This is a genomic window from Mycobacterium sp., from assembly GCF_049278535.1.
Lineage (GTDB): Bacteria > Actinomycetota > Actinomycetes > Mycobacteriales > Mycobacteriaceae > Mycobacterium.
On the sequence record NZ_JBAPMI010000348.1, the window covers coordinates 1 to 24718 of the forward strand.

General features: G+C 65.5%; 25 protein-coding genes. 10 read left to right on the forward strand and 15 right to left on the reverse strand.

The window, feature by feature from the left end:
- From acpM to WAO18_RS22650, 4 genes are all read left to right on the forward strand, one after another.
- Positions 1–306, forward strand: a 306-nt coding sequence (gene acpM, locus WAO18_RS22635) for a meromycolate extension acyl carrier protein AcpM (protein WP_422208469.1), incomplete at its 5' end; no start/stop codon positions are given.
- A complete protein-coding gene (gene kasA / locus WAO18_RS22640) occupies positions 303–1553 on the forward strand; it encodes a 3-oxoacyl-ACP synthase KasA (RefSeq protein ID WP_422208470.1) in 1251 nt (416 codons plus the stop codon). The genes acpM and kasA, both read left to right, overlap by 4 nt.
- A 30-nt stretch (positions 1554–1583) precedes the next feature.
- Positions 1584–2852, forward strand: coding sequence for a 3-oxoacyl-ACP synthase KasB (gene kasB / locus WAO18_RS22645; protein ID WP_422208471.1), 1269 nt, complete (start codon positions 1584–1586; stop codon positions 2850–2852).
- A 40-nt stretch (positions 2853–2892) separates the two neighbouring features.
- Positions 2893–4326 carry an acyl-CoA carboxylase subunit beta gene (locus WAO18_RS22650; RefSeq protein ID WP_422208472.1) on the forward strand — a complete coding sequence of 478 codons (1434 nt, stop codon included), beginning with the start codon at positions 2893–2895 and terminating at the stop codon, positions 4324–4326.
- 20 nt (positions 4327–4346) lie between these two features.
- Here the strand turns inward: WAO18_RS22650 and WAO18_RS22655 are convergent, their stop codons facing one another.
- The 8 genes from WAO18_RS22655 to WAO18_RS22690 all read right to left on the reverse strand — a co-directional run bounded on the left by WAO18_RS22655 (position 4347) and on the right by WAO18_RS22690 (position 12274).
- Positions 4347–5456, reverse strand: a complete 1110-nt coding sequence (locus WAO18_RS22655; protein ID WP_422208473.1) for an amidohydrolase family protein — start codon at positions 5454–5456, stop codon at positions 4347–4349.
- Complete coding sequence (locus WAO18_RS22660) at positions 5453–6232, reverse strand: class I SAM-dependent methyltransferase (protein ID WP_422208474.1); 780 nt, start codon at positions 6230–6232, stop codon at positions 5453–5455. The genes WAO18_RS22655 and WAO18_RS22660 overlap by 4 nt, the downstream gene beginning before the upstream one ends.
- Positions 6229–6945, reverse strand: a complete 717-nt coding sequence (locus WAO18_RS22665; protein ID WP_422208475.1) for a TetR/AcrR family transcriptional regulator — start codon at positions 6943–6945, stop codon at positions 6229–6231. The genes WAO18_RS22660 and WAO18_RS22665 overlap by 4 nt, the downstream gene beginning before the upstream one ends.
- A gap of 91 nt (positions 6946–7036) precedes the next feature.
- Positions 7037–7792 (reverse strand): SGNH/GDSL hydrolase family protein, encoded by a 756-nt coding sequence (locus WAO18_RS22670; RefSeq protein ID WP_422208476.1) that lies wholly within the window; start codon positions 7790–7792, stop codon positions 7037–7039.
- Positions 7789–9414: an FAD-dependent monooxygenase gene (locus WAO18_RS22675; RefSeq protein WP_422208477.1), complete on the reverse strand. Its 1626-nt coding sequence runs from the start codon at positions 9412–9414 to the stop codon at positions 7789–7791. Before WAO18_RS22675 ends, WAO18_RS22670 begins: the two co-directional genes overlap by 4 nt.
- Positions 9415–9490: 76 nt before the next feature.
- Complete coding sequence (locus tag WAO18_RS22680; RefSeq protein ID WP_422208478.1) at positions 9491–10123, reverse strand: TetR/AcrR family transcriptional regulator; 633 nt, start codon at positions 10121–10123, stop codon at positions 9491–9493.
- A 55-nt stretch (positions 10124–10178) separates the two neighbouring features.
- Positions 10179–11714: a glycerol-3-phosphate dehydrogenase/oxidase gene (locus WAO18_RS22685; protein WP_422208479.1), complete on the reverse strand. Its 1536-nt coding sequence runs from the start codon at positions 11712–11714 to the stop codon at positions 10179–10181.
- Positions 11711–12274 carry a TetR/AcrR family transcriptional regulator gene (locus WAO18_RS22690; RefSeq protein ID WP_422208480.1) on the reverse strand — a complete coding sequence of 188 codons (564 nt, stop codon included), beginning with the start codon at positions 12272–12274 and terminating at the stop codon, positions 11711–11713. The genes WAO18_RS22685 and WAO18_RS22690 overlap by 4 nt, the downstream gene beginning before the upstream one ends.
- A 41-nt stretch (positions 12275–12315) precedes the next feature.
- On the opposite strand from WAO18_RS22690, the gene WAO18_RS22695 reads away from it, so the two are divergent.
- Together WAO18_RS22695 and WAO18_RS22700 are read left to right on the forward strand one after the other, a co-directional pair.
- A complete protein-coding gene (locus tag WAO18_RS22695) occupies positions 12316–13896 on the forward strand; it encodes an FAD-binding oxidoreductase (RefSeq protein ID WP_422208507.1) in 1581 nt (526 codons plus the stop codon).
- Entirely contained in the window at positions 13893–14807 is a 915-nt protein-coding gene (locus WAO18_RS22700) for a diacylglycerol kinase (protein ID WP_422208481.1), read from the forward strand. The genes WAO18_RS22695 and WAO18_RS22700 overlap by 4 nt, the downstream gene beginning before the upstream one ends.
- On the opposite strand, the gene WAO18_RS22705 is transcribed toward WAO18_RS22700, so the two are convergent.
- Together WAO18_RS22705 and WAO18_RS22710 are read right to left on the reverse strand one after the other, a co-directional pair.
- Positions 14804–15316 carry a DUF3145 domain-containing protein gene (locus WAO18_RS22705; RefSeq protein WP_422208482.1) on the reverse strand — a complete coding sequence of 171 codons (513 nt, stop codon included), beginning with the start codon at positions 15314–15316 and terminating at the stop codon, positions 14804–14806. The two genes, WAO18_RS22700 and WAO18_RS22705, sit on opposite strands and share 4 nt — an antisense overlap.
- Positions 15317–15435: 119 nt before the next feature.
- Entirely contained in the window at positions 15436–16269 is an 834-nt protein-coding gene (locus WAO18_RS22710) for a serine hydrolase domain-containing protein (RefSeq protein WP_422208483.1), read from the reverse strand.
- 38 nt (positions 16270–16307) lie between these two features.
- Here WAO18_RS22710 and WAO18_RS22715 point away from each other — a divergent pair, with 38 nt between their 5' ends.
- Together WAO18_RS22715 and WAO18_RS22720 are read left to right on the forward strand one after the other, a co-directional pair.
- Positions 16308–17393 carry an S-(hydroxymethyl)mycothiol dehydrogenase gene (locus tag WAO18_RS22715; protein WP_422208484.1) on the forward strand — a complete coding sequence of 362 codons (1086 nt, stop codon included), beginning with the start codon at positions 16308–16310 and terminating at the stop codon, positions 17391–17393.
- On the forward strand, positions 17393–18016 hold the full coding sequence (locus tag WAO18_RS22720) for an MBL fold metallo-hydrolase (RefSeq protein ID WP_422208485.1): 624 nt from the start codon (positions 17393–17395) through the stop codon (positions 18014–18016). The genes WAO18_RS22715 and WAO18_RS22720 overlap by 1 nt, the downstream gene beginning before the upstream one ends.
- On the opposite strand, the gene WAO18_RS22725 is transcribed toward WAO18_RS22720, so the two are convergent.
- Positions 18013–18696: an SHOCT domain-containing protein gene (locus tag WAO18_RS22725; protein ID WP_422208486.1), complete on the reverse strand. Its 684-nt coding sequence runs from the start codon at positions 18694–18696 to the stop codon at positions 18013–18015. The genes WAO18_RS22720 and WAO18_RS22725 overlap by 4 nt on opposite strands.
- A gap of 174 nt (positions 18697–18870) precedes the next feature.
- On the opposite strand from WAO18_RS22725, the gene WAO18_RS22730 reads away from it, so the two are divergent.
- Positions 18871–19827 carry an SDR family oxidoreductase gene (locus WAO18_RS22730; RefSeq protein WP_422208487.1) on the forward strand — a complete coding sequence of 319 codons (957 nt, stop codon included), beginning with the start codon at positions 18871–18873 and terminating at the stop codon, positions 19825–19827.
- A gap of 88 nt (positions 19828–19915) precedes the next feature.
- Complete coding sequence (locus WAO18_RS22735) at positions 19916–20227, forward strand: hypothetical protein (RefSeq protein ID WP_422208488.1); 312 nt, start codon at positions 19916–19918, stop codon at positions 20225–20227.
- Here WAO18_RS22735 and WAO18_RS22740 read toward each other — a convergent pair.
- The 4 genes from WAO18_RS22740 to WAO18_RS22755 all read right to left on the reverse strand — a co-directional run bounded on the left by WAO18_RS22740 (position 20224) and on the right by WAO18_RS22755 (position 24717).
- Positions 20224–21912: an Hsp70 family protein gene (locus tag WAO18_RS22740; protein ID WP_422208489.1), complete on the reverse strand. Its 1689-nt coding sequence runs from the start codon at positions 21910–21912 to the stop codon at positions 20224–20226. The genes WAO18_RS22735 and WAO18_RS22740 overlap by 4 nt on opposite strands.
- 79 nt (positions 21913–21991) lie before the next feature.
- On the reverse strand, positions 21992–23065 hold the full coding sequence (locus tag WAO18_RS22745) for a dihydrodipicolinate reductase (protein WP_422208490.1): 1074 nt from the start codon (positions 23063–23065) through the stop codon (positions 21992–21994).
- Positions 23066–23098: 33 nt separating this feature from the next.
- The gene (locus WAO18_RS22750) at positions 23099–23665 is read right to left on the reverse strand and encodes a cytochrome b (RefSeq protein WP_422208491.1); all 567 of its coding nucleotides are present in this window, start codon (positions 23663–23665) and stop codon (positions 23099–23101) included.
- Complete coding sequence (locus tag WAO18_RS22755) at positions 23662–24717, reverse strand: catalase family peroxidase (protein WP_422208492.1); 1056 nt, start codon at positions 24715–24717, stop codon at positions 23662–23664. Before WAO18_RS22755 ends, WAO18_RS22750 begins: the two co-directional genes overlap by 4 nt.
- Position 24718: the final 1 nt, after the last annotated feature.

The following is a 24718-nucleotide window of genomic DNA, read 5'->3' on the forward strand; positions in this document are numbered from 1 at the left end:
GAAATCATCGCCGGTATCGCCGAGATCATCGAAGAGGTCACCGGTATCGAGCCCTCGGAGATCACCCCGGAGAAGTCGTTCGTCGACGACCTGGACATCGACTCGCTGTCGATGGTGGAGATCGCCGTGCAGACCGAAGACAAGTACGGCGTGAAGATCCCCGACGAAGACCTCGCCGGTCTGCGCACTGTCGGTGACGTCGTCAACTACATCCAGAAGCTCGAAGAAGAGAACCCCGAGGCCGCCCAGGCGCTGCGCGCCAAGTTCGAGTCGGAGGGTTCGAAGCAGGAAGCGGACAGCAAGTGACCAAACCTTCCACTGCTAACGGCGGTTACCCCAGTGTGGTGGTAACCGCCGTCACGGCGACGACTTCGATCGCGCCGGACATCGAAGGCACGTGGAAGGGTCTGCTGGCCGGCGAAAGCGGCATCCGCGTGCTCGAAGACGAGTTCGTCACGAAGTGGGACCTGCAAGTCAAGATCGGCGGGCACCTCAAGGAATCGGTCGACGACCACATGGGCCGGCTGGACATGCGACGTATGTCGTATGTCCAGCGGATGGCGAAGCACCTCAGCGGCCAGTTGTGGGAGAACGCCGGCAGCCCCGAGGTCGACCCTGACCGGTTCACGGTCGTGGTCGGCACAGGCTTGGGCGGTGCCGAGAAGATCGTCGAGAGCTACGACCTGATGAATGAGGGCGGCCCCCGCAAGGTGTCGCCTTTGGCCGTACAGATGATCATGCCGAACGGCGCTGCAGCAGTAGTGGGTCTGCAGCTGGGCGCCCGCGCCGGAGTGATGACCCCGGTGTCGGCCTGCTCGTCGGGCTCGGAGGCCATCGCCCACGCGTGGCGGCAAATTGTGATGGGCGACGCGGACTTTGCGGTCTGCGGCGGCGTCGAGGGCAACATCGAGGCACTGCCCATCGCAGCGTTCTCCATGATGCGCGCCATGTCGACCCGCAACGACGACCCGGAAGGGGCGTCGCGGCCATTCGACAAGGAGCGTGACGGCTTCGTGTTCGGCGAGGCCGGCGCGATGATGATCATCGAGACCGAAGAGCACGCGAAGGCTCGTGGCGCCAAGCCGCTGGCCCGGTTGATGGGTGCCGGCATCACGTCGGACGCCTTCCACATGGTGGCGCCGGCAGCCGACGGCATACGCGCCGGACGTGCGATGGCCCGCTCGCTGGAGTTGGCGGGCTTGTCCCCCAAGGACATCGACCACATCAACGCGCATGCGACCGCCACTCCGATCGGTGACACGGCCGAGGCCAATGCCATCCGGGTAGCCGGATGCCAGGATGCCGCGATCTATGCGCCCAAGGGGGCGCTGGGTCACTCCATCGGCGCCGTGGGCGCACTGGAATCGATCCTGACGGTGCTTGCGCTGCGAGATGGCGTTATTCCGCCGACACTTAACTACAGCACTCCCGATCCTGAGATCAACCTCGACGTCGTCGCGGGCGAGCCACGTTATGGCGAGTACCAGTACGCCATCAACAACTCGTTCGGGTTCGGCGGACACAACGTCGCGTTGACCTTCGGTCGGTACTGACAAGCTAGAAAGGACGCGTTCGTAGGTCCCATGACCACATCGTCAAAGTTGGCTACGGGGAACGGTTTCCCCAACATCGTTGTGACCGGTATCGCCATGACGACTGCGCTGGCGACTGACGCCGACACCACGTGGAAGTTGCTGCTCGACGGGCAAAGCGGGATCCGAACACTTGAGGACCCGTTCGTCGAGGAGTACGACCTGCCGGTCCGCATCGGCGGGCACCTCCTCGAGGAATTCGATAGTCAGCTGACCCGGGTCGAAGGGCGCCGGCTGTCATACCTACAGAAGATGTCCGTGGTGCTGGGCCGTCGGGTGTGGGAGAACGCCGGGTCACCGGAGGTGGATCCCGCGCGGTTGATGGTGGCCATCGGCACCGGGATGGGCTCCAGTGAGGAGCTGATCTTCGCCTACGACGACATGCGCACACGTGGTTTGAAAGCGGTCTCTCCGCTGGTCATTCAGATGTACATGCCCAACGGCGCGGCCGCCGCAGTCGGGCTGGAACGGCACGCCAAGGCCGGGGTGATGACCCCGGTATCGGCCTGCGCGTCCGGTTCGGAGGGCATAGCCCGCGCCTGGCAGCAAATCGTGCTCGGCGAGGCCGACATCGCGATCTGTGGTGGCGTCGAGACCAGAATCGAGGCAGTGCCCATCGCGGGCTTCGCCCAGATGCGCATCGTGTTGTCGACCAACAACGACGATCCCGCCGGTGCCTGCCGCCCGTTCGACAGGGACCGCAACGGCTTCGTCTTCGGTGAGGCCGCAGCGCTGATGGTTATCGAGACCGAGGAGCATGCGAAAGCCCGAGGCGCCAACATCTTGGCCAGACTGATGGGGGCCAGCATCACCTCCGACGGTTTCCACATTGTGGCACCGGATCCCAACGGCGAACGCGCTGGGCACGCGATAACGCGGGCGATCCAGCTAGCCGGCCTCACCCCCGGCGACATCGACCACGTCAACGCCCACGCCACCGGCACCTCAGTCGGGGATGTCGCCGAAGCCAAAGCCATCAACAACGCGCTGGGACCTCACGGCGGCGACGCGGCGGTGTATGCGCCCAAGTCCGCACTCGGCCACTCGGTGGGCGCGGTCGGCGCGGTGGAATCGATCCTGACCGTGATGGCACTGCGCGACCAAGTCGTTCCGCCCACTTTGAACCTGGTGAACCTGGACCCGGAGGTCGACCTCGACGTGGTCGCGGGCACGCCGCGGACCGGCAACTACCAGTACGCGATCAACAACTCGTTCGGGTTCGGCGGGCACAACGTGGCGTTGGCCTTTGGCCGCTACTAACCCCGCATCCCCGAACAGCAATGAGACGAGGAGACCTGCGATGACGACCCTGGCCCCTGAGGCAATCGACGAGTCGCTCGACCCGCGCGATCCCCTGCTGCGGCTGAGCAGGTTCTTCGACGACGGCAGCATCGAACTGCTGCACGAGCGTGACCGCTCCGGTGTGCTCGCCGCGGGCGGAACCGTTAATGGTGTGCGCACCATCGCATTTGCCACCGACGGCACCGTGATGGGCGGCGCGATGGGGCTCGAGGGCTGCACGCACATCGTGCACGCCTACGACACCGCCATCGAAGAGCAGAGCCCAATCGTGGGCATCTGGCACTCCGGCGGTGCCCGATTGGCCGAGGGCGTCAAGGCATTGCACGCCGTCGGGCTGGTGTTCGAGGCGATGATCCGCGCGTCCGGCTACGTGCCGCAGATCTCGGTGGTGGTCGGATTCGCCGCCGGCGGCGCAGCCTACGGCCCGGCGCTGACCGATGTCGTCATCATGGCGCCGGAGGGGCGAGTGTTCGTCACCGGGCCAGACGTCGTCCGCAGCGTCACCGGCGAGGACGTGGACATGGCCTCGCTGGGCGGTCCTGACACGCACCACAAGAAGTCCGGCGTGTGCCACATCGTCGCCGACGACGAAGCCGACGCTTACGAGCGTGGTCGCCGACTGGTCGGATTGTTCTGCCAGCAGGGACATTTCGACCGCAGTAAAGCCGAGGCGCACGAGACCGACCTGCACGCGCTGCTGCCGGAGTCGCCGCGTCGGGCCTACGATGTGCACCCGCTAGTCACCGCATTGCTAGACTCACATACGGACGGCACGCCGTCCTTTGACGAGTTTCAGGCCAAGTGGGCGCCATCGATGGTGGTCGGCTTGGGCCGCTTGTCCGGCCGCTCGGTCGGCGTGCTGGCCAACAACCCGCTGCGGCTCGGTGGATGCCTCAACTCGGAAAGTGCCGAGAAGGCAGCACGTTTCGTGCGGCTGTGCGATGCGTTCGGCATACCGCTGATCGTCGTTGTCGACGTGCCCGGCTACCTGCCCGGCGTGGACCAGGAATGGGGCGGCGTGGTGCGCCGCGGGGCCAAGCTCTTGCACGCGTTCGGTGAGGCCACCGTTCCGCGGGTCACGCTGGTCACCCGAAAGATTTACGGCGGGGCCTACATTGCGATGAACTCACGCTCGCTGGGTGCCACCAAGGTGTTCGCCTGGCCGGACGCCGAGGTCGCCGTGATGGGCGCCAAGGCTGCTGTCGGCATCTTGCACAAGAAGAAGCTGGCCGCCGCGTCCGACCACGAGCGCGAAGCCCTGCACGACGAGCTGGCCGCCGAGCACGAGCGGATCGCCGGAGGTGTGGACAACGCCATCGAGATCGGCGTCGTCGACGAAAAGATCGACCCTGCCCACACCCGCGGCAAGATCACCCAGGCACTTGCCGAGGCCCCGGCACGCCGCGGCCGGCACAAGAATATTCCGCTGTAAGGCGTTTGGCCGCTCAGCTGCTACTTGACCAGCGCGGAAATCAACGCCCTACCGAGTTTCGATTTGGCCCGGCTGGTTAGCCGGTACCAGGCATCGCCGACAGCGGCCCGCCGGTCGCGTCCCCCGCGCTGCTCGTCGCCGAGCTTCAGCAGCTTCTCGGCGGTGCGGTGCGAAAAGCGCTCCTTCTCGTCGGCGGACAAGCCGCACCGCTGCAGGAATTCCATCGCGGCGAAATTGTCCTGGAACGGGTAGTCGACAGAGAACATCAGGTTGTCGAGGCCCAGCATCGCACGCGCGCAAGCGAATACCGGCACGTCGAAAACCCCACTGCTGGTGATGAATACGTTGTGGCGCAGGTAGTAGGCGACGTTATTGCGCATCGGCGGATACTCGGACCCCGGTGCGGCCAGCCAACCGGCCATCGTCAGTCCGGAATTGAGCCGGGTGAAACAGTATGGCAGCAGCTCGCCCATGTGTCCGACGATGATCTTCAGGTTCGGATGACGGTCGAACACTCCGGCGCAGATCAACCGCAGCAGATGCGTGCCGGTCTCCACCGGCCATGCCCAGGTAGGCAACAACGCAGACTCGAACGGTGCGTAGTAGGTGTCCGCGACGCCCTGAGGCGGATCGGTGGGATGAATGTAGATCGGCACGTCCAACGACTCGGCTCTGCCGAGCAGCACGTCGAACGATGGCTGGTCCAGGTAGCGCCCGTTGGTATGACCGTTGATCAGTGCGCCTTTGAAGCCGAGCTGCTGAACCGCTCGCTCCAACTCGTCGGCGGCGTCAGCCGGCGACTGGGTCGGCAGCATGGCAAAGCCCGCGAATCGCGACGGGTGCGCGGCAACAGCTTCGGCCAGCCAGTCGTTGACGTCGCGGCTCATATCGATTGCCAGATCGGCTTGTTCGTCGGGGAGGACCTGGATGCCGGGCTGAACGTGAGAGAGAACCTGCACATCGATCCCGGCCGCGTCCATCTGGCGAATGCGGTCGGGCCCGACATCGCTGAGCCGGGCGCGCACCGGCTCGTACTTCTGTTGCAGCGACTCGGAAAATAGATCCCACACCCGCGGGTGCAGAAACGCCTCTTCCAGCGCGACCGTTCGGCAGATCGAATCCGCGCTCACGGCAGGGAGATTGGCTTGGTAGCGGTGACGGCGTGGGTCCGGATGAACGGAACGCCCCACCAGGCGCGCCAGCCTAGATCTTGGAGCTCAACACTCGCCATACCGCATTCCTTCAGCCAGGTCCCATACTGTCGGGTGAAAGCAAGATCAGCGATCACGACATGACCGCCGGGCCGTAGCACACGCACAGCCTGCTCGATGGCCGACCGCCGCGCGCGGTTGTTCGGCAGATTGTGGATCGCAAGGTTGCTGACGACAAGATCGAAGGAGTCGTCGGGAAACGCAAGATCGGTCATGTCCGCGCTGTGCAATTCAACCCGATCCGCGACGCCTTCGGCGTCGGCGTTCGCCCGAGTGGCCTCCGGGGAGTTTCCAGTCTGGTCGGCCCGCCAGATATCCACTCCCACAGCACTTCCGTGGGGCACCAGCTTGGCCGCTGCCAGTAACACCGCACCACGTCCGCAGCCGAGGTCGAGCACACGTTCGTCGCCGCGCAGGCCTATCCGGGTGAGTAGGCGCGCCCAGACTTCGAACTTCCCGCGCCGGCTGAACCGCCAAATGCTGACTATCACGCTAACCAGTAGGACAGCGACAACAGCGACGCCGAAACCGAACAGGGTTCGTCCACTCACCAACAACGTGCCCGCGAAACCCGCTGCGGCAAAGCATAACAACAGATAGCCGCCGAAAATGACCGGGGCCGGAATAAGCCGGTAATCGCCGTCCACTCCATAGCGACCGCGCGGACGGGTGAGTTCAGTTGCCAACTCAGTCATTCAGAATCGCCTCCATAGGTAGCCATGCGGTGATCGAGGGCGATTCGCTCCAAAATCGGAATAGACCTCGCTGCAGCGCGTTTCACGGCGGTACGGCTCGGTATATCGTCCGGCTCGAAAGCCCGGTGCACCGTATCCGCGAGTTGATCGGCCTTCTGCTCGAGGCTCAGCCCGAGAGACAGCGGCAGAAACGGCTCCGCCGCAAAGAAGCCAAACACTATGGTGGGCAAGGTGTAGTCGAGATCGTTCAGCCGCAAGCCCGGTCGCAGCATGCCCTCGGCGGCAAGCACGCCCAGATAGTCCCGGTTGACCCCCAGCTTCCTTTCCTCGAGGTGGTGATGATGGCTCGATGCGAGGAAGGTGTCGAGAGTGTCGGCGTCTCGGGTGTAGAGCGCGCGCAATACCGGACGGTTCATCGCCTCGACGAACAACCGCCGTAGATACCGGTGCAGCGCAACCTCGGCCGGATCCTCACGGACCGCCTGCACAATCGTGTCCGCCATCGCCGCCGCTTCGCGGGCACTGACCGCGTGAAAGACTTCCTCGCGAGACCGCCAGTGCAGGTAGATCGTGCCCTTGCCGACACCCGCACGACGAGCCAGTTCATCAATCGTCACCCGCCGATAACCCAACGACAGCAACAACTCTCGAGCGGTATCGAGGATGCGATCCGCCCGTTCTCGCCGATCTCCGCGGGAGCGCTCCACCACCACGGCAATCAGTCTATGACCAGAATTCGATTTTGGTCAACAGTCATACGTCGGCAGCGATCAGTAGAGACGCTTAACCCAGCCCTGCAGATTCTCAGGAGTCCAAGAACGACTGCACGGCCTCCGTGAGAATTCGTCCGCCCTTGGTATTGAGATGAATGCCGTCTATGTGGAACTGCCAACCGTTGACGCCAGAGATCTGATCAAAGCTTTGGCGCAGGAACATTTCCCGAAATAGGTAGTCGCGATAGAAGGATGCGAACGAGAAATGGGTAAACGGTTTGGCCGTCCCCGCACGGACGAGTTGATCCTCGAAAGACTCCCCGAACGGTATGTAGTCCACCTGCCGCGTCGACGCGACGTTACCGATGATGCCGTTATAGGTGGCGATCAGTTCGTTCAGCCGCGCCTGGACAGGATGGGGGGAATTCGGGTCCTCTCCCAGCGGAGCAAGCGAACTGAGCCCGATCCGTGGCTGGACCCCCCGCTGGAGCTTGTGCACGATGAAGTCGAGATTCTCCTCGAATCGCGCCGGGGACGGCTCTTCGGAGAGCCGCTTCGCTACCCGCACGAATCGCCGGAAATTCGGAAAGACGCTCGCCATGATGTCGTTCGTGCCAATCAGGATGATCACCCGCTTCGGCCGCAAGGCGATCACTCGGTCTAGAACCCCCACGGTGTTGAACGACAGATCCCCGCCCACGCCGAAATTGACAAACCGAAATCGGCTGTTCTGCGGCCGCTTCGCGAGCTCGTCGATCCACTTGTAGGTTCCCTTCGACGCCGTAGTGCTCGAGCCAAGGCAGGAAATCGTTTCAACCAGCCGGGCATCGCGCAGCGGATGGCTCACTGCCCGCGGCCGAGGATCTGACCCAGCACCTGGCCGAGACGATCTTCCGGCGACGGTAGGAGGGCGCCGGTGCGCCAGGCGACGAAGCCGTCGGGACGCACCAGCAGCGCCTCGTCGCTCATTAAACCCGTTAGTTCTGTCCAGCTACCCTCGATGTCGCGTATCTCGCTGTCGGTGCCGATGGCGATGCTGTGCACGCTGATCGGCACATTCAGCCTTGTCGATAGTGCATCGGCTGCGCTTGCCCAGGACGCCCCGGAAGAACCGGTGAAAAGCGTGAAGCCGGGTCCGACCAAATCGAGCGTGGAGATCCGCCGGCCCGCGCGGTGCACCCACGCATGCGGCACCCTGGTCCCGGGTTGCGCGCGCAGCTCCTGCACCAGCGATATGGCGTCGGGATTCGTCGGGCCAACATCGTCGAAAATCACAGCTGCTGAGCGGTATTGGTAGCCAATGAGCACTGCGAACATGGGCGCCTCCTCGTCCGCCGGCAATTGCGGACGGTTGTCGTCCAACCGCAGGAATGCGTGCGAGGGCCCGGTGAGCGACTGTCGCGCATTGAAGAGTCCAACCGGGTGTCGCTCGGCGTGATAGGTGGCGAGTAAAGCGGGGTCGGCCATCCCGTTCAAGACGGCGACCAGCTTCCACGCCAGGTTGTGCGCACTCTGAATAGCGGTGTTGGCTCCACCAGCCTTGAATGGCGGCATGGTATGGGCGGAATCGCCCACGAGAAAGACTCGCCCACTTTGGAATTGGTTGGCCACCTGCTCGTAGGGCTGCCACGGCGCGACATCGATGATCTCCACGTCGATCGGCTCACCGATTGCCTTCGTCAGCAGCTCACGGCAACGCTGCGCAGTGAACGCAGCGGCGGTCTCGCCGCTGTCGGGGAAGTACGTGGTGATGAACATGCCGAAGTCCTCGCGCACCGGCAAAAATATGCCGTCCACGTCTGCAGCTTTGACTTGCACCGCGTCGCCGTCGCCGAGCTGGGGTACGAACTTTCGCCAGGGCGCCCGGAAGTAGATGAACACGACATAGATGGGCAGTGCGCCATAGCCTGAGGTCGTCACGCCGAGCGCTTGGCGGATCGGGCTGTGCAGGCCGTCGGCGGCGACGAGATACTCGGCGCGCACCGTCTCCGATGCTCCCGAATCACGCTCTCGGACAATGGCGGTGATGCCGGTGTCGTCTTGTTCGAACGAGCACAGCTCGGTCCCATAGCGCGCCTGGCTGTGATGCCGGCGGATGTGCGCAAGTAGCATCGGCTCGAAGGCGCTCTGTGGGCAGTATTGGCCGGCAGGCTCGGGACTGAGCCCTTCGAAAGGCGAGAACAGCACGTCGGCGTCGAAAGCTTCCCATTCTTCGGTGCTGCTCAGCGTCGGCTTTCCGAGCATGCTTGACACGCCGTCGGCTACCGCGTGAACCTCGTCGGCCAATCCAAGCTCGCGCAGGATCTCCAGACTGCGAAAACTCAGGTTGCGCGCCTTGGGATAGATGAAGACCTCGTCGCGTTTTTCGACCAGCAGTGAACGGACGCCGCGCTTGGCCAACAGCGCCGAAGTCGACAGGCCGCCGGCGCCGGCGCCGACGATCAACACCGGGACACGCGTGACTCTCATAGTGACCCCTCTTTGGATGGAACTGACTAGTTCCGTTTAAGTCCAATGTGTCACTTCGGAACGCACCGCGCAAGCCCTAACGGAGCGGTGCGCCGGTGAGCGGCAAGATCACGTCTTCGAGCACCCGTCGGACATAAACCCGGTCGATCGGCCGCCCGGTCATCACCCGCAACACGTTAAGCCCCAAGGCGACGTCGGGGATCAGACTTAGGTCCCGGCCGGCCGGTATCTCGCCGCGATTTACCGCGTGGTCCAGCACCGTCCGGACCACCTGACGCGGAATAGCCAACACAAGGTCGTCCAAGGCAGCCGCGAGGACGGGATAGTGCATCGCCGCCGTCGCCACACCGACAATGACGTGAATCGTGCTCAGCTCAGCGTCATTGAGGTCGGGCACGGCTGCCACCAGGGCATCGATATCGCCGCGAAGGCTGCCGGTGTTCGGTGCTTCGGCGGGTCCCAGGCGCCGTCGCCAGTGCGCGATCGCGTCGGCCACCACGACAGCCTTCGATGGCCAGCGACGATATATCGCGGCCTTACCCACCCCTGCGCGAGACGCGATGTCGTCCATGCTCAACCTGTCGTAACCCTGGTCGGCCACTCCAGCCAGAGCCGCGTCGAGAATGGCAGCGTCCAGCGAGCGGTCAAGACGTCGCTTGCTTCCCGCCGGGCGCCGCGTCGGCGTCGACTGGCCGCTCTCCAACTCCATAGTGTGGCCCCTCAGCCGATACAGATTAGTTCCGTTAAATGTTATCGTATCCGCGTCAGCCGAACTGCGACAGAAACTCCTCGGCAATGCCGGTGACTCTTTCGCGATCGGCGGCCACCAAGCCGATTCGGGTGCGACGGTCCACGATGTCGTCGACGGTCATCGCACCCTCATGGGTGACCGCGTATTCGAATTCGGCGCGGGTGACGTCGATTCCGTCGGCAACCGGGTCGGCGGGGCGCTCGCACGTGGCCGCGGCCATCACATTGGCCGCCTCGGCTCCGTACCGCAGGACCAGCGACTCCGGCAGTCCGGCCATCGGCGCCGTCGTCGACCCCGGATTCGCCGGAGCACCGACCAGCGGCAAATTCCGGGTCTGACACTCCCCGGCGTCGAGTCCGCGTAAGTCGACCGCACGGCCGAGCACGTCCTCGGCCATATGCCGGTACTCAGTCAGCTTTCCGCCGATCACGCTGATCACCCCGGATGGTGATTCGATGACGGCATGGTCGCGGGATACATCCGCGGTGCGACCTGCTCCGGTGTCGATCAGTGGCCGCAGACCCGCGTAAGAACCGATCACGTCCGAGCTTTCCAGCGTGATGCCCAGCGCCGTGTTCACCACGTCGAGCAGGAACGCGATCTCCCCCGACGTCGGTTGTGGCACATCGGGAATCGGCCCGGGCGACTCCTCGTCGGTCAAGCCAAGATAGACGCGTCCCAGTTGTTCGGGCATCGCGAAGACAAAGCGGTTGAGTTCGCCCGGAATCGGAATCGTCAGCGCCGCCGTGGGATTGCCGAGCGCCTTGGCGTCGAAGACGAGGTGGGTACCGCGGCTGGGCCGCAGCTTCAACGACGGGTCGATCTCCCCCGCCCACACCCCGGTGGCGTTGATGACAGCCCGCGCGGAAATGTCGAACGATTCACCGCTGCGCTGGTCGGTCAGCCGCAGCGAACTGCCGGTCGCCTCCGAAGCCGAGGTATAGGTCAAGATCCGCGCACCCCGTTGTGCCGCTGTACGCGCAACGGCGGCGACTAGCCGGGCGTCGTCGATCAGTTGTCCGTCGTAGGCCAGCAGACCGCCGTCGAGACCTTCGCGCCGAACGGCCGGTGCCAGCTCGATGGCACGTCGCGCCGAAATCCGTTGCGAGCCCGGCAAAACCGATCCGGGTGTGCCCGCCGTCTTACGCAACACGTCACCGGCCAAGAACCCGGCCCGCACCAGCGCCCGCTCCATTCGGCCCATTGACGGCAGCAACGGAACCAACTGCGGCATGGCGCGAGCCAGATGAGGGGCGTTGCGTGTCATCAGGATTCCGCGTTCGACCGCGCTGCGCCGGGCGATTCCGACATTGCCGGTTGCCAGGTAGCGCAGGCCCCCGTGCACCAACTTGGAGCTCCACCGGCTGGTGCCGAATGCAAGGTCATGCTTTTCCACCAACGTCACTCGCAGGCCTCGCGAGGCCGCGTCCAGCGCGATGCCGGCTCCGGTGATGCCGCCACCGATCACGACGACATCGGTCGGCGCGCCGTCGGCAAGCGCGCTCAGGTCGGCCTTGCGGCGCGCAGCGTTCAAAGCGGTCGACGTCATGACAGGTACCCGTTCAGTGAGTAGGCGAGTTCGGTGGCCAACGCATCGGCGTCCAGGATGGGGCGGACGATCTGGGCCGACTGAATGGTCGACTGGCTGATCAGCAGAACCATCGCCGCGAGTTGACGAGGATCGCCGGGCCGCACACTGCCGTCGCGCTGGGCCGCACGCAGGTCGGAGGCCAGCGCGTCGATCAGCATCTGCTGACTGCTGCCAAGCCGCTCGGCGATGTAGATCAGCGCCAACTCGGAACGCAGCACTGCCATCACCAAGTCGTCGGCGCGCAGGCGCTCGGCTACCGCAACCACCCGATCGACCAGTGCCGCGCGACCGCTCCCGCGCTTCGGCACCTCGGCAACGGTGTCGGTGATGTGACTGGTCAGCAGCGCTGCCAGTACGGAGCGGGTGTCCGGCCAGCGGCGATAGACGGTCGGACGGCTCACGCCGGCGCGCCGAGCGATTTCGGCGAGCGTCACCCGTTCGACGCCGAAATCGACCACGCAGCTCGCGGCGGCGGCCAGGATCCGGTCCTGCACCGGAGCATTACTGATTGACAGCATGTGTAATACTGTAACTCATGTCAGCCGACTTGCTACCCCCGATGAAATGGAACGCCTGGGGCGATCCCACCGAAGCCAAGCCGCTATCGGAGGGCGTCCGCTCGCTGCTGGCCCAGGCCGTGGGCCTGACGGGATCTCCGACGGCCGAACTCGACGCCGACCAGGTGCAGCTGCGCCCGTCGGCATTGACCACCGACGACGGCCAGGCACTGGCCGCCATCGTGGGGCCGGACCACTGCCGCGTCGCCGATTCGGACCGACTGCTGCGTGCCGGCGGCAAATCGACGCTGGATCTGCTGCGGCGCAAAGACTCCGGCGTTCAGGATGCTCCGGACGCCGTGCTGCTGCCCGGCACCGACGACGAGGTCGTCGCGATCCTCCAGTACTGCTCGCAGCACGGTATCGCCGTCGTACCGTTCGGCGGCGGCACCAGCGTAGTCGGCGGCCTCGACCCGGTCCGCGGCGATTTCGCGGCAGTGGTGTCACTGGATCTGCGGCGCTTCGACCAGCTGCTGGCATTCGACGAGGTGTCCGGCGAGGCCGAATTCGGCGCCGGCGTCACCGGGCCACAAGCCGAGCAACTGCTTGGCGCGCACGGCTTTTCGCTCGGGCATTTTCCGCAGAGTTTCGAATTCGCCAGCCTAGGCGGCTATGCCGCGACCCGCTCGTCCGGTCAGGATTCAGCGGGTTACGGCCGGTTCGACGACATGATTCGCGGGCTGCGTGCGATCACGCCCGCAGGCGTGCTTGATCTGGGCCGGGCACCGCAGTCGGCGGCCGGACCGGACCTGCGCCAGCTGATCATCGGTTCGGAGGGTGTCTTCGGCATCATCACCCGGGTGCGGTTGCGGGTGCATCCCGCACCGCACGCCACCCGCTACGAGGCGTGGTCGTTCCCCGACTTCGCCACTGGCGCTGCGGCATTGCGCGTCGTCACGCAGGCCGCCGCCGGCCCCACCGTCATCCGACTGTCCGACGAAGCGGAGACCGGCGTCAACCTGGCCACCACCGAGTCCATCGGGGACAACCAGATCACCGGCGGATGCCTGGCGATCACCGTATTCGAGGGCACCGATGCCCACGCCGAGAGCCGGCATGCCGAGACCAGGGCGCTGATGGCAGCCCAGGGCGGTACCTCGCTCGGTGAGGCACCGGCCCGGGCCTGGGAACGGGGCCGATTCGGCGCGCCGTACCTGCGCGACGCACTGCTGGCCAACGGCGCACTGTGTGAAACCCTCGAGACGGCTACCGATTGGTCGAACATCCCGGCACTGAAGGCCGCCGTTACCGATGCGCTGACGAGCTCGCTGGCCGAATCCGGCACGCCGGCACTCGTGCTGTGCCACATTTCGCATGTGTATCCCACCGGTGCATCGCTGTACTTCACCGTCGTCGCCGGACAACGCGGCAACCCGATCGAGCAGTGGCGCACCGCAAAAACTGCCGCATGCGACGCGATCGTGTCCACTGGCGCGACGATCACCCACCACCACGCAGTCGGCGCCGATCACCGGGCCTGGATGGGCGCCGAGGTGGGCGATCTGGGCGTGCAGGTGTTGCGGGCGGTCAAAGCCACGCTGGATCCCGCGGGAATTCTCAATCCCGGCAAGCTGATCCCGTGACCACTCGCCAGATTGGCCGAGTGACGGTACTTACCAATCCGGCGTCGGGACATGGAAACGCACCACACGCCGCCGAGAAGGCGGTCGCGCGGCTGCAACAGCGTGGCATCGATGTCGTGGCGATCGTGGGCAGCGACGCCGAACACGCACGCCGACTGCTGCACACCGCGGTCGACAATGGCACCGACGCCCTAATCGTCGTCGGCGGTGACGGGGTGATCACCGATGCCCTGCAAGCCTTGGCGGGCACCGGCACCCCGCTTGGCATCATTCCGGCCGGCACCGGCAACGATCATGCCCGCGAATTCGGTTTGCCGACAAAGGATCCCGTTGCCGCCGCCGATTTAATCGCCGATGGCTGGACCGAAACCATCGACCTGGGCCGGATCCGCGACAGCAGGGGTGCGACCAAGTGGTTCGGCACCGTCGCGGCGACCGGCTTCGACTCGCTGGTAACCGACCGCGCGAATCGGATGCGATGGCCGCGCGGGCGGATGCGTTACAACATCGCCATGCTCGCCGAACTCTCGCAGTTGCGGCTGCTGCCGTTCCGGCTGGTGCTCGACGGGCGCGAGGAGATCGTCACCGACCTGACTCTCGCGGCCTTCGGTAACACTCGCAGCTACGGCGGCGGAATGCTGGTGTGCCCCAACGCCGATCCGACAGACGGCCAACTCGACATCACCATGGTGCACTCTGCTTCGCGGACCCGGCTGATCCGCCTCTTCCCTACCGTCTACAAGGGCACCCATGTCGGTCTCGACGAGGTGACGACGGCACGGGCGACGACCATCGACGTGGAATCGCCCGGCATCAACGTCTATGCCGACGGCGACTACGCGTGCGCGTTACCCGCCGAGATCTCCGTGGTGCCCGGCGCACTGAACGTCCTGCGGCGGCCTAAGACCTAGCCGACTCCACGGTTGAGCCAGGACACCTCGGCGCAATCTCCACCGTCGCGGTAGGCCTCGAGCGCCTCGTCCCAGGCCGTACCGAGCGCGGAATCCAATTCGGCGGCCAGCGCATCGGCTCCGGCGGCCATCATCGAGCGCAGCCGCATCTCCCCGATCATTACGTCACCGTTGGCGCTCATCGCACCGGTCCACAGGCCCAGCTGCGGCGTGTGACAGAACCGGTGTCCGTCGACGCCGGTGCTGGGGTCCTCGGTGACCTCGAACCGCAGCACGGTCCAGGAACGCAAAGCGTTGGCCAGCCGGGCGCCGGTGCCCACCGGGCCGACCCAATTGGTGACCGCACGCAACTGTCCGGGCATGGCCGGTTGCGGGGTCCACTTGAGGTTGGCTTTGGACGCCAGAGTTGACGACAACGCCCACTCGACATGCGGACACACCGCAGCGGGCGAGGCATGGACGTAGACCACACCTGTCGTCACGTCGGCGAACTGGTTCGACGCACGCATCTGTTGCTCCTTCGGCTCCACGAGGGACGTCTTCCCCAACGACCTGGTGATTCCGACGAGCAGTGATAACGATTTATGTGCCTTGCGTGTCTATTGTGCCCTGTGAGGCCCATGTTGCGCTAGTGCGAGTTATAACCAGCCAGCACGGCGTCCGCCAGCGCCGGCCACAGCGGCACCGCCCAGTCGCCGAAATCGCGGTCGGTGAGCACCACCAGCGCCAGCTGCGCGACCGGATCTACCCAGATCAGAGTGCCTGACTGGCCGAAATGGCCGTAGCTTCCCGGAGAATTGTGGGTCCCGGTCCAGTGCGGCGATTTCGAGTCCTTGATCTCAAAGCCCAGCCCCCAGTCGTTGGGTCGCTGGACCCCGTAGCCGGGCAATACGCCGTCGAGACCGGGGAATTGCACGGTGATCGCCTCGGCATGCATCTCAGCCGAAACAGTCGTTGGCGACAGCAGGTCACCCGCGAAGACAGCCAGATCCGCGACCGTGGACGTCGCGCCGTAACCGGCGGTTTGCGCGCCGCCGTCGAGCCGGGTGGCGGTCATTCCCAGCGGTTCCAGCACCGCTTCGGTGAGGTAGCGGCCGAACTCGATGCCGGATGTCTGCTGCACGGTCTCGGCCAGCACGGCGAAGCCGTAATTGGAGTACATCCGGCGGGTGCCGGGTCTGGCCAGAGTCTGGCCGGTGAGCATCGCCAGCCCGGAGGCATGCGCCAGCAGGTGCCGGACGGTGGATCCGGGTGGCCCGGCCGCGGTGTCCAATTCCACCGCACCTTCTTCGATCGCCACCTGTGCGGCCCGCGCCACCAACGGCTTGGTCACCGACGCCAAGGCGAACGACCGCTCGGTGTCGCCGTGGCTAGCCAGCACCCCACTGGGTCCAACCACCGCGGCGGCCACGGTGGATACCGGCCAGTCATCGAGTGCTTGCAGTGCGGGGAGTCCGGCCATCGCGCAGAGCCTACCGACCAAGCGCTAGGTTGAAGCCCATGAGCCAGACAGTGCGCGGCGTGATTTCGCGAAAAAAAGGCGACCCCGTCGAACTGGTCGACATCGTCATTCCCGATCCCGGCCCGGGTGAGGTTGTCGTCGACATCACTGCGTGCGGCGTGTGCCACACCGACCTGACCTACCGCGAGGGTGGCATCAACGACGAGTACCCGTTCCTGCTCGGCCATGAAGCCGCGGGCACTATCGAAGCTGTCGGTCCAGGCGTAACCGCGGTGGAGCCAGGCGATTTCGTGGTGCTGAACTGGCGCGCGGTGTGCGGCCAGTGCCGGGCCTGCAAGCGCGGGCGACCGCAACTGTGCTTCGACACGTTCAACGCCAAGCAGAAGATGACGCTCACCGACGGCACCGAGTTGACGCCGGCCTTGGGCATCGGCGCGTTCGCCGACAAGACGCTGGTGGCTGCCGGCCAGTGCACCAAGGTCAACCCCGAGGCCGACCCGGCGGTGGCCGGTCTGCTGGGCTGCGGGGTGATGGCCGGCATCGGCGCGGCAATCAACACCGGGGCGGTCACCCGCGACGACACCGTCGCCGTCATCGGGTGTGGCGGTGTGGGCGACGCGGCGATCGCCGGGGCGGCCCTGGTCGGCGCCAAACGGATCATCGCGATCGACACCGACAACACCAAACTGGACTGGGCCCGCAAGTTTGGTGCCACCCACACCATCAACGCCGGCGACCTCGACGTGGTCAAGACCGTTCAGGATCTCACCGACGGCTTCGGTGCGAACGTGGTCATCGACGCCGTCGGTCGCCCGGAAACCTGGAAGCAGGCGTTCTATGCTCGCGACCTCGCCGGAACCGTTGTGCTGGTGGGTGTTCCGACACCGGACATGCGGCTCGACATGCCGCTGGTCGACTTCTTCTCGCACGGTGGGGCACTCAAGTCGTCCTGGTACGGCGACTGCCTGCCTGAACGCGACTTCCCCACCCTGATCGACCTTTACCTGCAGGGGCGGTTGCCGCTGGAGAAGTTCGTCTCCGAGCGCATCGGCCTGGGCGACGTCGAAGAGGCCTTCGGCAAGATGCACGACGGCAAGGTGCTGCGGTCTGTGGTGGTGCTGTGATGGGCAATATCGACCGCATCGTCACCCACGGCACCTTCGAACTCGACGGCGGCAGTTGGGAAGTCGACAACAACATCTGGCTGGTCGGTGACGACTCCGACGTGGTCGTGTTCGACGCCGCGCACACCGCGGCCCCGATCCTGGAAGCCGTCCACGGCCGCAACGTGGTGGCGGTGGTGTGCACCCACGGCCACAACGACCACGTGACGGTGGCACCAGAGCTCGGCGAAATACTCGATGCGCCGGTACTGCTGCACCCCGCCGACGATGTCCTATGGCGGATGACGCACCCGGACAAGACCTTTCGCGGAGTTTCGGATGACGAGACGCTTAACGTCGCCGGCACCGAACTGCATGCGCTGCACACCCCGGGTCACTCCCCTGGATCGGTGTGCTGGTACGCCCCGGAGTTGGGCGCCGTCTTCAGCGGCGACACCCTGTTCTCCGGCGGGCCCGGCGCCACCGGTCGATCGTTCTCCGATTTTCCGACGATCTTGCAGTCGATCTCCGGCCGGCTCGGCGCCCTTCCCGCCGACACCGTCGTGTACACCGGCCACGGCGACACCACCCGCGTCGGCGACGAGCTCGTGCATTACGACGAGTGGGTGGCCCGGGGCCACTAGTCCCCTTCGAGCACCTTGCTCTTCTCGGCCTGGAACTCGCCCTCCGTCAGCGCTCCGGAATCCCGCAGCGCTGCAAGCATTTTGAGCTGCTCGATCTTGACTCCCTGGTCGGAAGGGACCTCAACGGGTGCATCGGTGTGGGTCACTGGCAGCGGGGTTGCCACCTGCCACGCGATCGGCTCCGCCCGTTTGGCGCGCGACAGCCGCACCGAGGCAATAATCGTGCCTACCAGTCCGATGACGAACAGCCCGGCGGAGATCCCCACCCACGGACCAAAGGAGCTGCCGCTGTCGTGGCCGAAGGCCAAGCGGGGTTCGATGAATCCGTTGACCTGCCCTTCGGTCGTGATGATGTAGTCACCCTCGGTGGAAATGTCGGCTATCCAGACCCGGCGGTGGATGTCGTTGTTGACCGACGTTGTGGTGCCGTCATTTTCGATGACCTTCGGATTGGGAACGCCGGGGGGCGGGTCGATGTCCAGTCCGAGCCGTGGCACCGGCAGCCCGCCGCCAGAGGAATTGCCGACAGTCACCGTGTGGAAGTTGACGGTGACCTGCCCGGCGGGCAGATGCAGCTTGGCCGTACCCGGGATCGGCACTTCGCCATAGGCGTTGTACTTGTCAAAGACGAAGGCGCCGAGCACCAGGGTGAGAACGAAGCCGATGACCGATGCGATCATCACTGCTATGGCGGCGGTCAGCGAAATCTTCGCACCCCGTCTGCTACTCATGCACGCAGTGTGTCAGAGCGCGCGATGCGCTACCGGCTAAACGCACAGCGCCATTCGCCTTGGGCACGACCGCCGGCAGGAGCAGACTGGGGCTGAGCTCACACCGGAAGAGGAGTGACATCCATGGCCCCCGATCTCGTCGCGACCGTGCCCGATCTGTCTGGAAAGCTGGCCGTCGTCACCGGCTCCAACAGCGGGCTGGGCTTCGGATTGGCGCGTCGGCTGTCGGCGGCGGGCGCCGATGTCGTCATGGCGATCCGTAACCGCGCCAAGGGCGAAGCCGCGATCGACGAGATTCGCGCAACCGTTCCCGATGCCCGCCTGACCATCAAACCGCTCGACCTTTCGTCGCTGGCCAGCGTCGCCGCCCTCGGGGAGCATCTCAACGCCGAGGGGCGGCCGGTCGATATTCTGATCAACAACGCCGGCGTGATGACGCCGCCGAAACGCGACACCACCGCCGACGGATTCGAATTGCAGTTCGGCAGTAATCATCTCGGCCATTTCGCGCTCACAGCGCATCTGCTGCCGCTGCTGCGCGCCGCTCGGGGCGCGCGGGTCGTCTCGCTGAGCAGCCTCGCCGCCCGCCAGAGTGGTCGCATCCATTTTGACGACTTGCAATTCGACAAGTCCTATGCGGCCATGCAGGCGTACGGGCAATCGAAGCTGGCCGTCCTGATGTTCGCGCGTGAGCTGGATCGTCGCAGTCGCGGCGCCGGTTGGGGCATCGTCTCGAACGCGGCCCACCCCGGCTTGACCAAAACCAACCTGCAGATCAGCGGCCCCTCGCGTGGGCGCTCAAAACCGGCGTTGATGGAGCGGCTTTACACGACGTCGTGGCGGCTCGCGCCGTTCCTGTGGCAGGAGATCGACGAAGGAATTCTTCCCGCCCTCTACGCGGCAACCTCGTCGCAGGCCGAGGGTGGCGCCTTTTACGGGCCGCGCGGCATCTACGAGTTCGCCGGCGGCGGTGTCGCCCCCGCCAAGGTGCCTGCCCGCGCCCGCGACGAGGCCGCCAGCCAGCGGCTATGGGACATCTCCGAGCAGCTCACCGGGACCAGCTACCCCGAGCAGAACTGACGCTGGCAGCAGCCCCCCGTTTGGACCCTTGGGCATCGGGTAGCCCTCGCAAAGCGCCAAGAAAAGGCCGCAACGAGGTGGGAGGGTCATGAGCGAGGACGAAAAAGACCAGAAAAAGACGCCTGAGCCGAGCGACGAAGGCACAGAGGGCGACGACAAAGACCAGAAAGAGACGCCTGAGCTGAGCGACGAAGGCAGAGAAAAGGTCGATGACATGCAGAAGGCCTACGACGACGACAGGCCGACGGCGGTACTGCCCGGCACGGACAACACGATCACCGGCGTTGCGATCAACGAGTGGCTGGACGACGACGGTAACCCGAAGTTCGGCAAGGACGAGCAGAAAAGCAAGGACGAGCCGCAAGAAGACAAGGACAAGCAGCAAGAACCAGCCGGCTAGCGTCCGGGCCCCGGCTGCGGGAACAGCCGACCGCCTGGTCCCCGCGGGAACAACCGCGGGCGGTCCGGCCGCTGCGGTTCCTGCGTTGTGGTTGTGGTCGTCGTCGGTGCTTCGGTTGTCGTTGTCGTTGTCGTCGTTGGGTTTTCGGTTGTTGTCGACGGAGCCGTGCTGGTTTCCGGCTCGGTCGATGACGGCGGGTTGGTCGTCGGCGCCTGGGTTTCACTGACGGTGGACGTAGCCGGCGCAGGCGTCGTGCTCACGCTGGGAGCCGGATTGCTCGGAGCGGTGCCCGAGGTGTGCCGCAGAGTGATCATGACTCCGGCCCCGATGGCAAGCACCGCCAGCGCAGTACCGAGCGCCACCACCACGGGACGGCGGTACCAAGCGTCGGCCGTGACAGCCGCTATCACGGGTTCGGGAGTAAGGTCCCGGCGTGCTCGTGGACCTGCCGACGCGAGCGCACCGCTGCCCGCCTCGTCGGGGTATTCGCCGGGACGGATCGGCATGATGCCCGAATCGTCGTCCGCCTCCGACCAGGCCAGTGCCGGTGCGACGTTAGTTGCCTGAGGGATGTCCGCGACCGTCATCGCATCGAGCGCCGATCCGGCCGCGGTCGGCGCCAGCGCGGTCTCGCTGTCACTCGGCCCCCGCGCGGCCCGCAGCGCCGCACCAACCGCTGCGGTCAGCTGTGGCCGCGGCGCGGTGATCACCAGTGCACCGGAGTGCTCCGACAAGCTTCTGGTGACCAGCGGGATACTGGCGCCCCCACCCACGGACGCAATCGCGGCCAAATCAGTCGGGCGAATTCCATTGCGTTCCAGCACTTCATGCATAAAACCGATAAAGCCATCCAGCGGCTCACGGATCGCATCCTCGAGTTCGGCCCGGGCCAGCAGGATGTCACCGCTATAGCCGGGCACCTCGGCCGTCAACTCGGTCTCCATCATCGACGAGAGCCGCTCCTTGGCGTACCGGCAGGCGGTCCGCAACCGGTTCAGCGAGCCGATCGCCGAGGTTGCCGACGTGTCGAAAGAACCGGCCGACGAGAGATCGCCGACGATGTGGGTCAGCAACGCTTGATCGATCCGATCACCGGAGAATTCTTCAGTTCGCACGGCGGAGGCGATGGCCTGGTAGCCGTTCGACGCGTCGACCAGGCTGAGGGTCGCCCCGGACCCGCCGAAGTCACACACGGCGACGATTCCGCTGTTCGGCACGCCCGGGTTCGCCTGCAAGGCAAACAGCGCCGCCGTGGAATCCGGAATCAGAACCAATCGCCCGCGCGACCATTCGGACACTCGACTCAGAGCGACCTGCACGGAGTCCACCGCTGCGGCATCCCAATGCGCGGGATGGGTGACGGCGACCGCATCCGGCAGTGCTCGCCCGTCGGTGGCGGTATAGGCGATCGCCCGTAACGCGTCGGCGATCAGAGTCTCGCTGCGATGCGTGGTGTTGTCAGCCGCCGGGATACCGGCGGGATCCCCCACCCGGTCAACGAAATCGCTGATCACCAGCCCGGGCTCGTCGAGCTTCGAATTTTCCGTCGGCAGACCCACTTCGGGTGGACGCTGGCGATACAGCGTCAGCACCGGCTTGCGGATCACCGCCCGATCGGCGGTGACCGCCGCCAGGTTGGTGGCCCCTATCGAAAGGCCTAACGCCGAGCGTTCGCCGTCAGCCATGTCGTCTCATTCCGCGCATCGGCCACCAACTTATCGCCCGCTGCACCACTGCGTGGCAGCCACGCTGTCCGGCCGGCGTTCAACGAATCGTGCCGACGCCCGCGATCAGCGGCAGATCCAGCGGCGTGACCCAGCCCGGCGGCAGATCGTTGACGGCCGGAACCGCGTTGAGCGCCCGCAATCCGGTAGCCAGGCAACCGGCGGCCGCGGCGTCTCGTCCGGATCCGTCGGTGAACCGGAACGCGGTCTCCTGCGAGATACTCGGGGTTCCTTCGATGTCGACGCGATAGACGTCGTCCTTGGTGCCGGCCGGCCAGTCCGGTGCCGCGTCCAGACCGATGCGGTTGACATGCTCGAGTTGGATGCGGGTCTGACCCTGGTACACACCGTTGATGGTGAAACGGACCGCGGCAACGTGTCCCGCCGGGATGACACCCTTGGCCGTCTTGCGCTCGTTGGGCGTCACCCATTTGTCCCACGTCGTGGTGATCTCGTCGAGCATGATGCCGGCGGCGTGCGCGATCATCGGCACGGTGGCACCCCACGCAAAGACCAGAACGTCACGGTTTTCCAGCATCGGCCGGAACTCGGGCTCACGCCCGATACCCATCTCGACCTCGTAGTCGCCCTCGTAGTTGGTGTAGTCCAGCAGCTCCGACGCCCGGACCGTACGTACTTCCGAACACAGGCCCATCAACGTCATCGGGAACAGGTCGTTGGCGAAACCCGGGTCGATGCCGGTGGTGAAGCACGAGGACTCGCCCAGCTCGCATGCCTCGGTGATCGGCTGGATCCAGTTCGGCGGGTTGAGATGCATCGTCGGCCACACCCACGGCGTCATCGCGGTCGAGCACACATCGATGCCCGCGCGCAGGAAGCGCGTCATCAACGCGATGTTCGCGTCGGCGTGCGCCGCGGTCGGGCCGTAGTGCACCAGTGCGTCGGGCTGTAACGCGATCAGCGCGTCGACGTCGTCGGTGGCGGCCACTCCGACCGGGCCGGACAGCCCGCAGATCTCGCCGACGTCGCGGCCGACCTTCTGCGGGTTACTCACACCGACGCCGACCAGTTCGAATTCAGGATGTTTGACGATCTCGGCGATCACCATCCTGCCGACGAAGCCGGTACCCCACACAACGACCCGTTTAGCCATGCGCCACCTTCCGATCGAGAGTCCCGGTTCACCCTAGGCGCGGCTGCGGTCGGCCTTCCTCCGAAACCGGAAAGTCATCCGCTCGAGCAGTCGGTCGCGCAGCGCCATGGTGTGAAAAAGCACAGCGGAGATGTGCGCGGCGATCACGGCCACCAGGGTGTACGCGATCACCGAATGAGCTTGGCGCAGAACCCAAAACACCTGCGCATCGAAGGGGGCGATCCGGGGCAGGTGAAGGCCGCCGAACACGACGACCGGTCCCCCGGCTGCCGAGATCATCGCCCAACCGATCAGCGGCTGGAGCAGCAGCAGCGCGTACAACAACTTCTCGGACAACCCCACGACTTTGCCTTCCAGCGCGCCGATCGTCGACGGCCACACAGGTGGGTGGTGAGTCAGCCGATTGATGACGCGCACCACCATCACCAGCAGGATGAGTGCGCCCAGCGTCTTGTGCGCCATGACCAGCGTCCCATGTCCGCTGACCGAGTTGACCATGACGAAGCCGACAAACAGGGCGGCGAACACCAGAACAGCGGTCAGCCAGTGCAGGATTCGGCTCAGCCAGGTGAACTTTTTGACCTCGGGTGTGTTGGTCACAGCGTGTTCTCCCCTGTGCGGCGGCGGTACGACGCGGCGTACACGGCCGACCGCGCACTCAGCAACGGATCGTCGGACGGTTCGATGCCCGGCGGCAGCACCAGTGGGTCGAAATTGATGTCGCGGGCATTGCCTTTGGCGTCGGTGCTGACCGAGTCCAGCGTGAGCACTCCCGCGTCGATGGTGCGGCGATCGGCAGGCCACGGCAGGGTCGCGTCGTGGGTCGGATCGTCCCGCGTCCCGATCGTCAGAACAAGACGCCAGCGCAGTGGGCCGGCGCGTAGTTGGCGGACGAGTGGATCGAACAGCGCATTGGGTCCCGACGTCGGCGAGAGCGCCCGCTGCAGCGGATTCAGCTTCCACCGCACCGGGGTTCGTACACCGGATCGGCTGACAAAGTAGAAAGCGTTCAGTCCGCTGAACACGCTGTCGGCGAAACCTGGTGTCGGCGGGTGTTGTTTGAGGATGGTCATGGCACGTGCTGCCGGCGGGTGGGCGGCGTAGAACCGCGTCATCGCCGTCGGATCGGGTTTGCCGGTAGCCGGGACGATAGCGGTGGCGACCAGCCGGTCGTAGATGCTCTGCGGCGAGTCATCAGGGAAGACAGGAAGATTCAGCATCGCCGTTCGCCACTGCTGGCTACTGGGGAATCCGAACGCGAGGCCGAGCCCACGCCCCCCGGCGGGTGCGTCAGCGGTGTGCGGGTTGCCGCCGGCCGCCGAGAATCGACCACGCACCGGGGTGCGGCCGGGTGCGAACACCGCTGCCTTCGACAACTCTTGGCCGTTGCCGTTGCTGTCGAACCAGCCCACGACGGACACCCCTTTGGCGTGGTTGGTGCGGTACCCCCGATGCCGTCCGAAAGCGTTGTTGAAGGCGTCGAGGAAGGCCCCCGGCGTCAATCGAGACGGGCCAAGCCAGTTGTTCGCGGCCAGAAACGCGCCCAGGTCCGCGGCCAGGAAGACGCCGATAGCGGCGGCGGCGCGCAGCACGTCGCGCCGCCCGGGGCGTGCCGTGCCCCAACGTCCGGGCGGTTCGGATGGATCGGCCATA

Excerpts from the sequence above, each read along its gene's own strand:
- WAO18_RS22660 (WP_422208474.1), bottom strand. The coding sequence starts at position 6,232 with ATGACTGAGTTGGCAACTGAACTCACCCGTCCGCGCGGTCGCTATGGA.
- WAO18_RS22685 (WP_422208479.1), bottom strand. The coding sequence starts at position 11,714 with ATGACGTCGACCGCTTTGAACGCTGCGCGCCGCAAGGCCGACCTGAGC.
- WAO18_RS22740 (WP_422208489.1), bottom strand. The coding sequence starts at position 21,912 with ATGGCTGACGGCGAACGCTCGGCGTTAGGCCTTTCGATAGGGGCCACC.
- WAO18_RS22730 (WP_422208487.1), top strand. The coding sequence starts at position 18,871 with ATGGCCCCCGATCTCGTCGCGACCGTGCCCGATCTGTCTGGAAAGCTG.
- WAO18_RS22745 (WP_422208490.1), bottom strand. The coding sequence starts at position 23,065 with ATGGCTAAACGGGTCGTTGTGTGGGGTACCGGCTTCGTCGGCAGGATG.
- WAO18_RS22695 (WP_422208507.1), top strand. The coding sequence starts at position 12,316 with ATGAAATGGAACGCCTGGGGCGATCCCACCGAAGCCAAGCCGCTATCG.
- WAO18_RS22650 (WP_422208472.1), top strand. The coding sequence starts at position 2,893 with ATGACGACCCTGGCCCCTGAGGCAATCGACGAGTCGCTCGACCCGCGC.
- WAO18_RS22675 (WP_422208477.1), bottom strand. The coding sequence starts at position 9,414 with ATGAGAGTCACGCGTGTCCCGGTGTTGATCGTCGGCGCCGGCGCCGGC.
- WAO18_RS22755 (WP_422208492.1), bottom strand. The coding sequence starts at position 24,717 with ATGGCCGATCCATCCGAACCGCCCGGACGTTGGGGCACGGCACGCCCC.
- kasB (WP_422208471.1), top strand. The coding sequence starts at position 1,584 with ATGACCACATCGTCAAAGTTGGCTACGGGGAACGGTTTCCCCAACATC.
- WAO18_RS22690 (WP_422208480.1), bottom strand. The coding sequence starts at position 12,274 with ATGCTGTCAATCAGTAATGCTCCGGTGCAGGACCGGATCCTGGCCGCC.
- WAO18_RS22680 (WP_422208478.1), bottom strand. The coding sequence starts at position 10,123 with ATGGAGTTGGAGAGCGGCCAGTCGACGCCGACGCGGCGCCCGGCGGGA.
- WAO18_RS22720 (WP_422208485.1), top strand. The coding sequence starts at position 17,393 with ATGGGCAATATCGACCGCATCGTCACCCACGGCACCTTCGAACTCGAC.
- WAO18_RS22715 (WP_422208484.1), top strand. The coding sequence starts at position 16,308 with ATGAGCCAGACAGTGCGCGGCGTGATTTCGCGAAAAAAAGGCGACCCC.
- WAO18_RS22735 (WP_422208488.1), top strand. The coding sequence starts at position 19,916 with ATGAGCGAGGACGAAAAAGACCAGAAAAAGACGCCTGAGCCGAGCGAC.
- WAO18_RS22710 (WP_422208483.1), bottom strand. The coding sequence starts at position 16,269 with ATGGCCGGACTCCCCGCACTGCAAGCACTCGATGACTGGCCGGTATCC.
- WAO18_RS22725 (WP_422208486.1), bottom strand. The coding sequence starts at position 18,696 with ATGATCGCATCGGTCATCGGCTTCGTTCTCACCCTGGTGCTCGGCGCC.
- WAO18_RS22705 (WP_422208482.1), bottom strand. The coding sequence starts at position 15,316 with ATGCGTGCGTCGAACCAGTTCGCCGACGTGACGACAGGTGTGGTCTAC.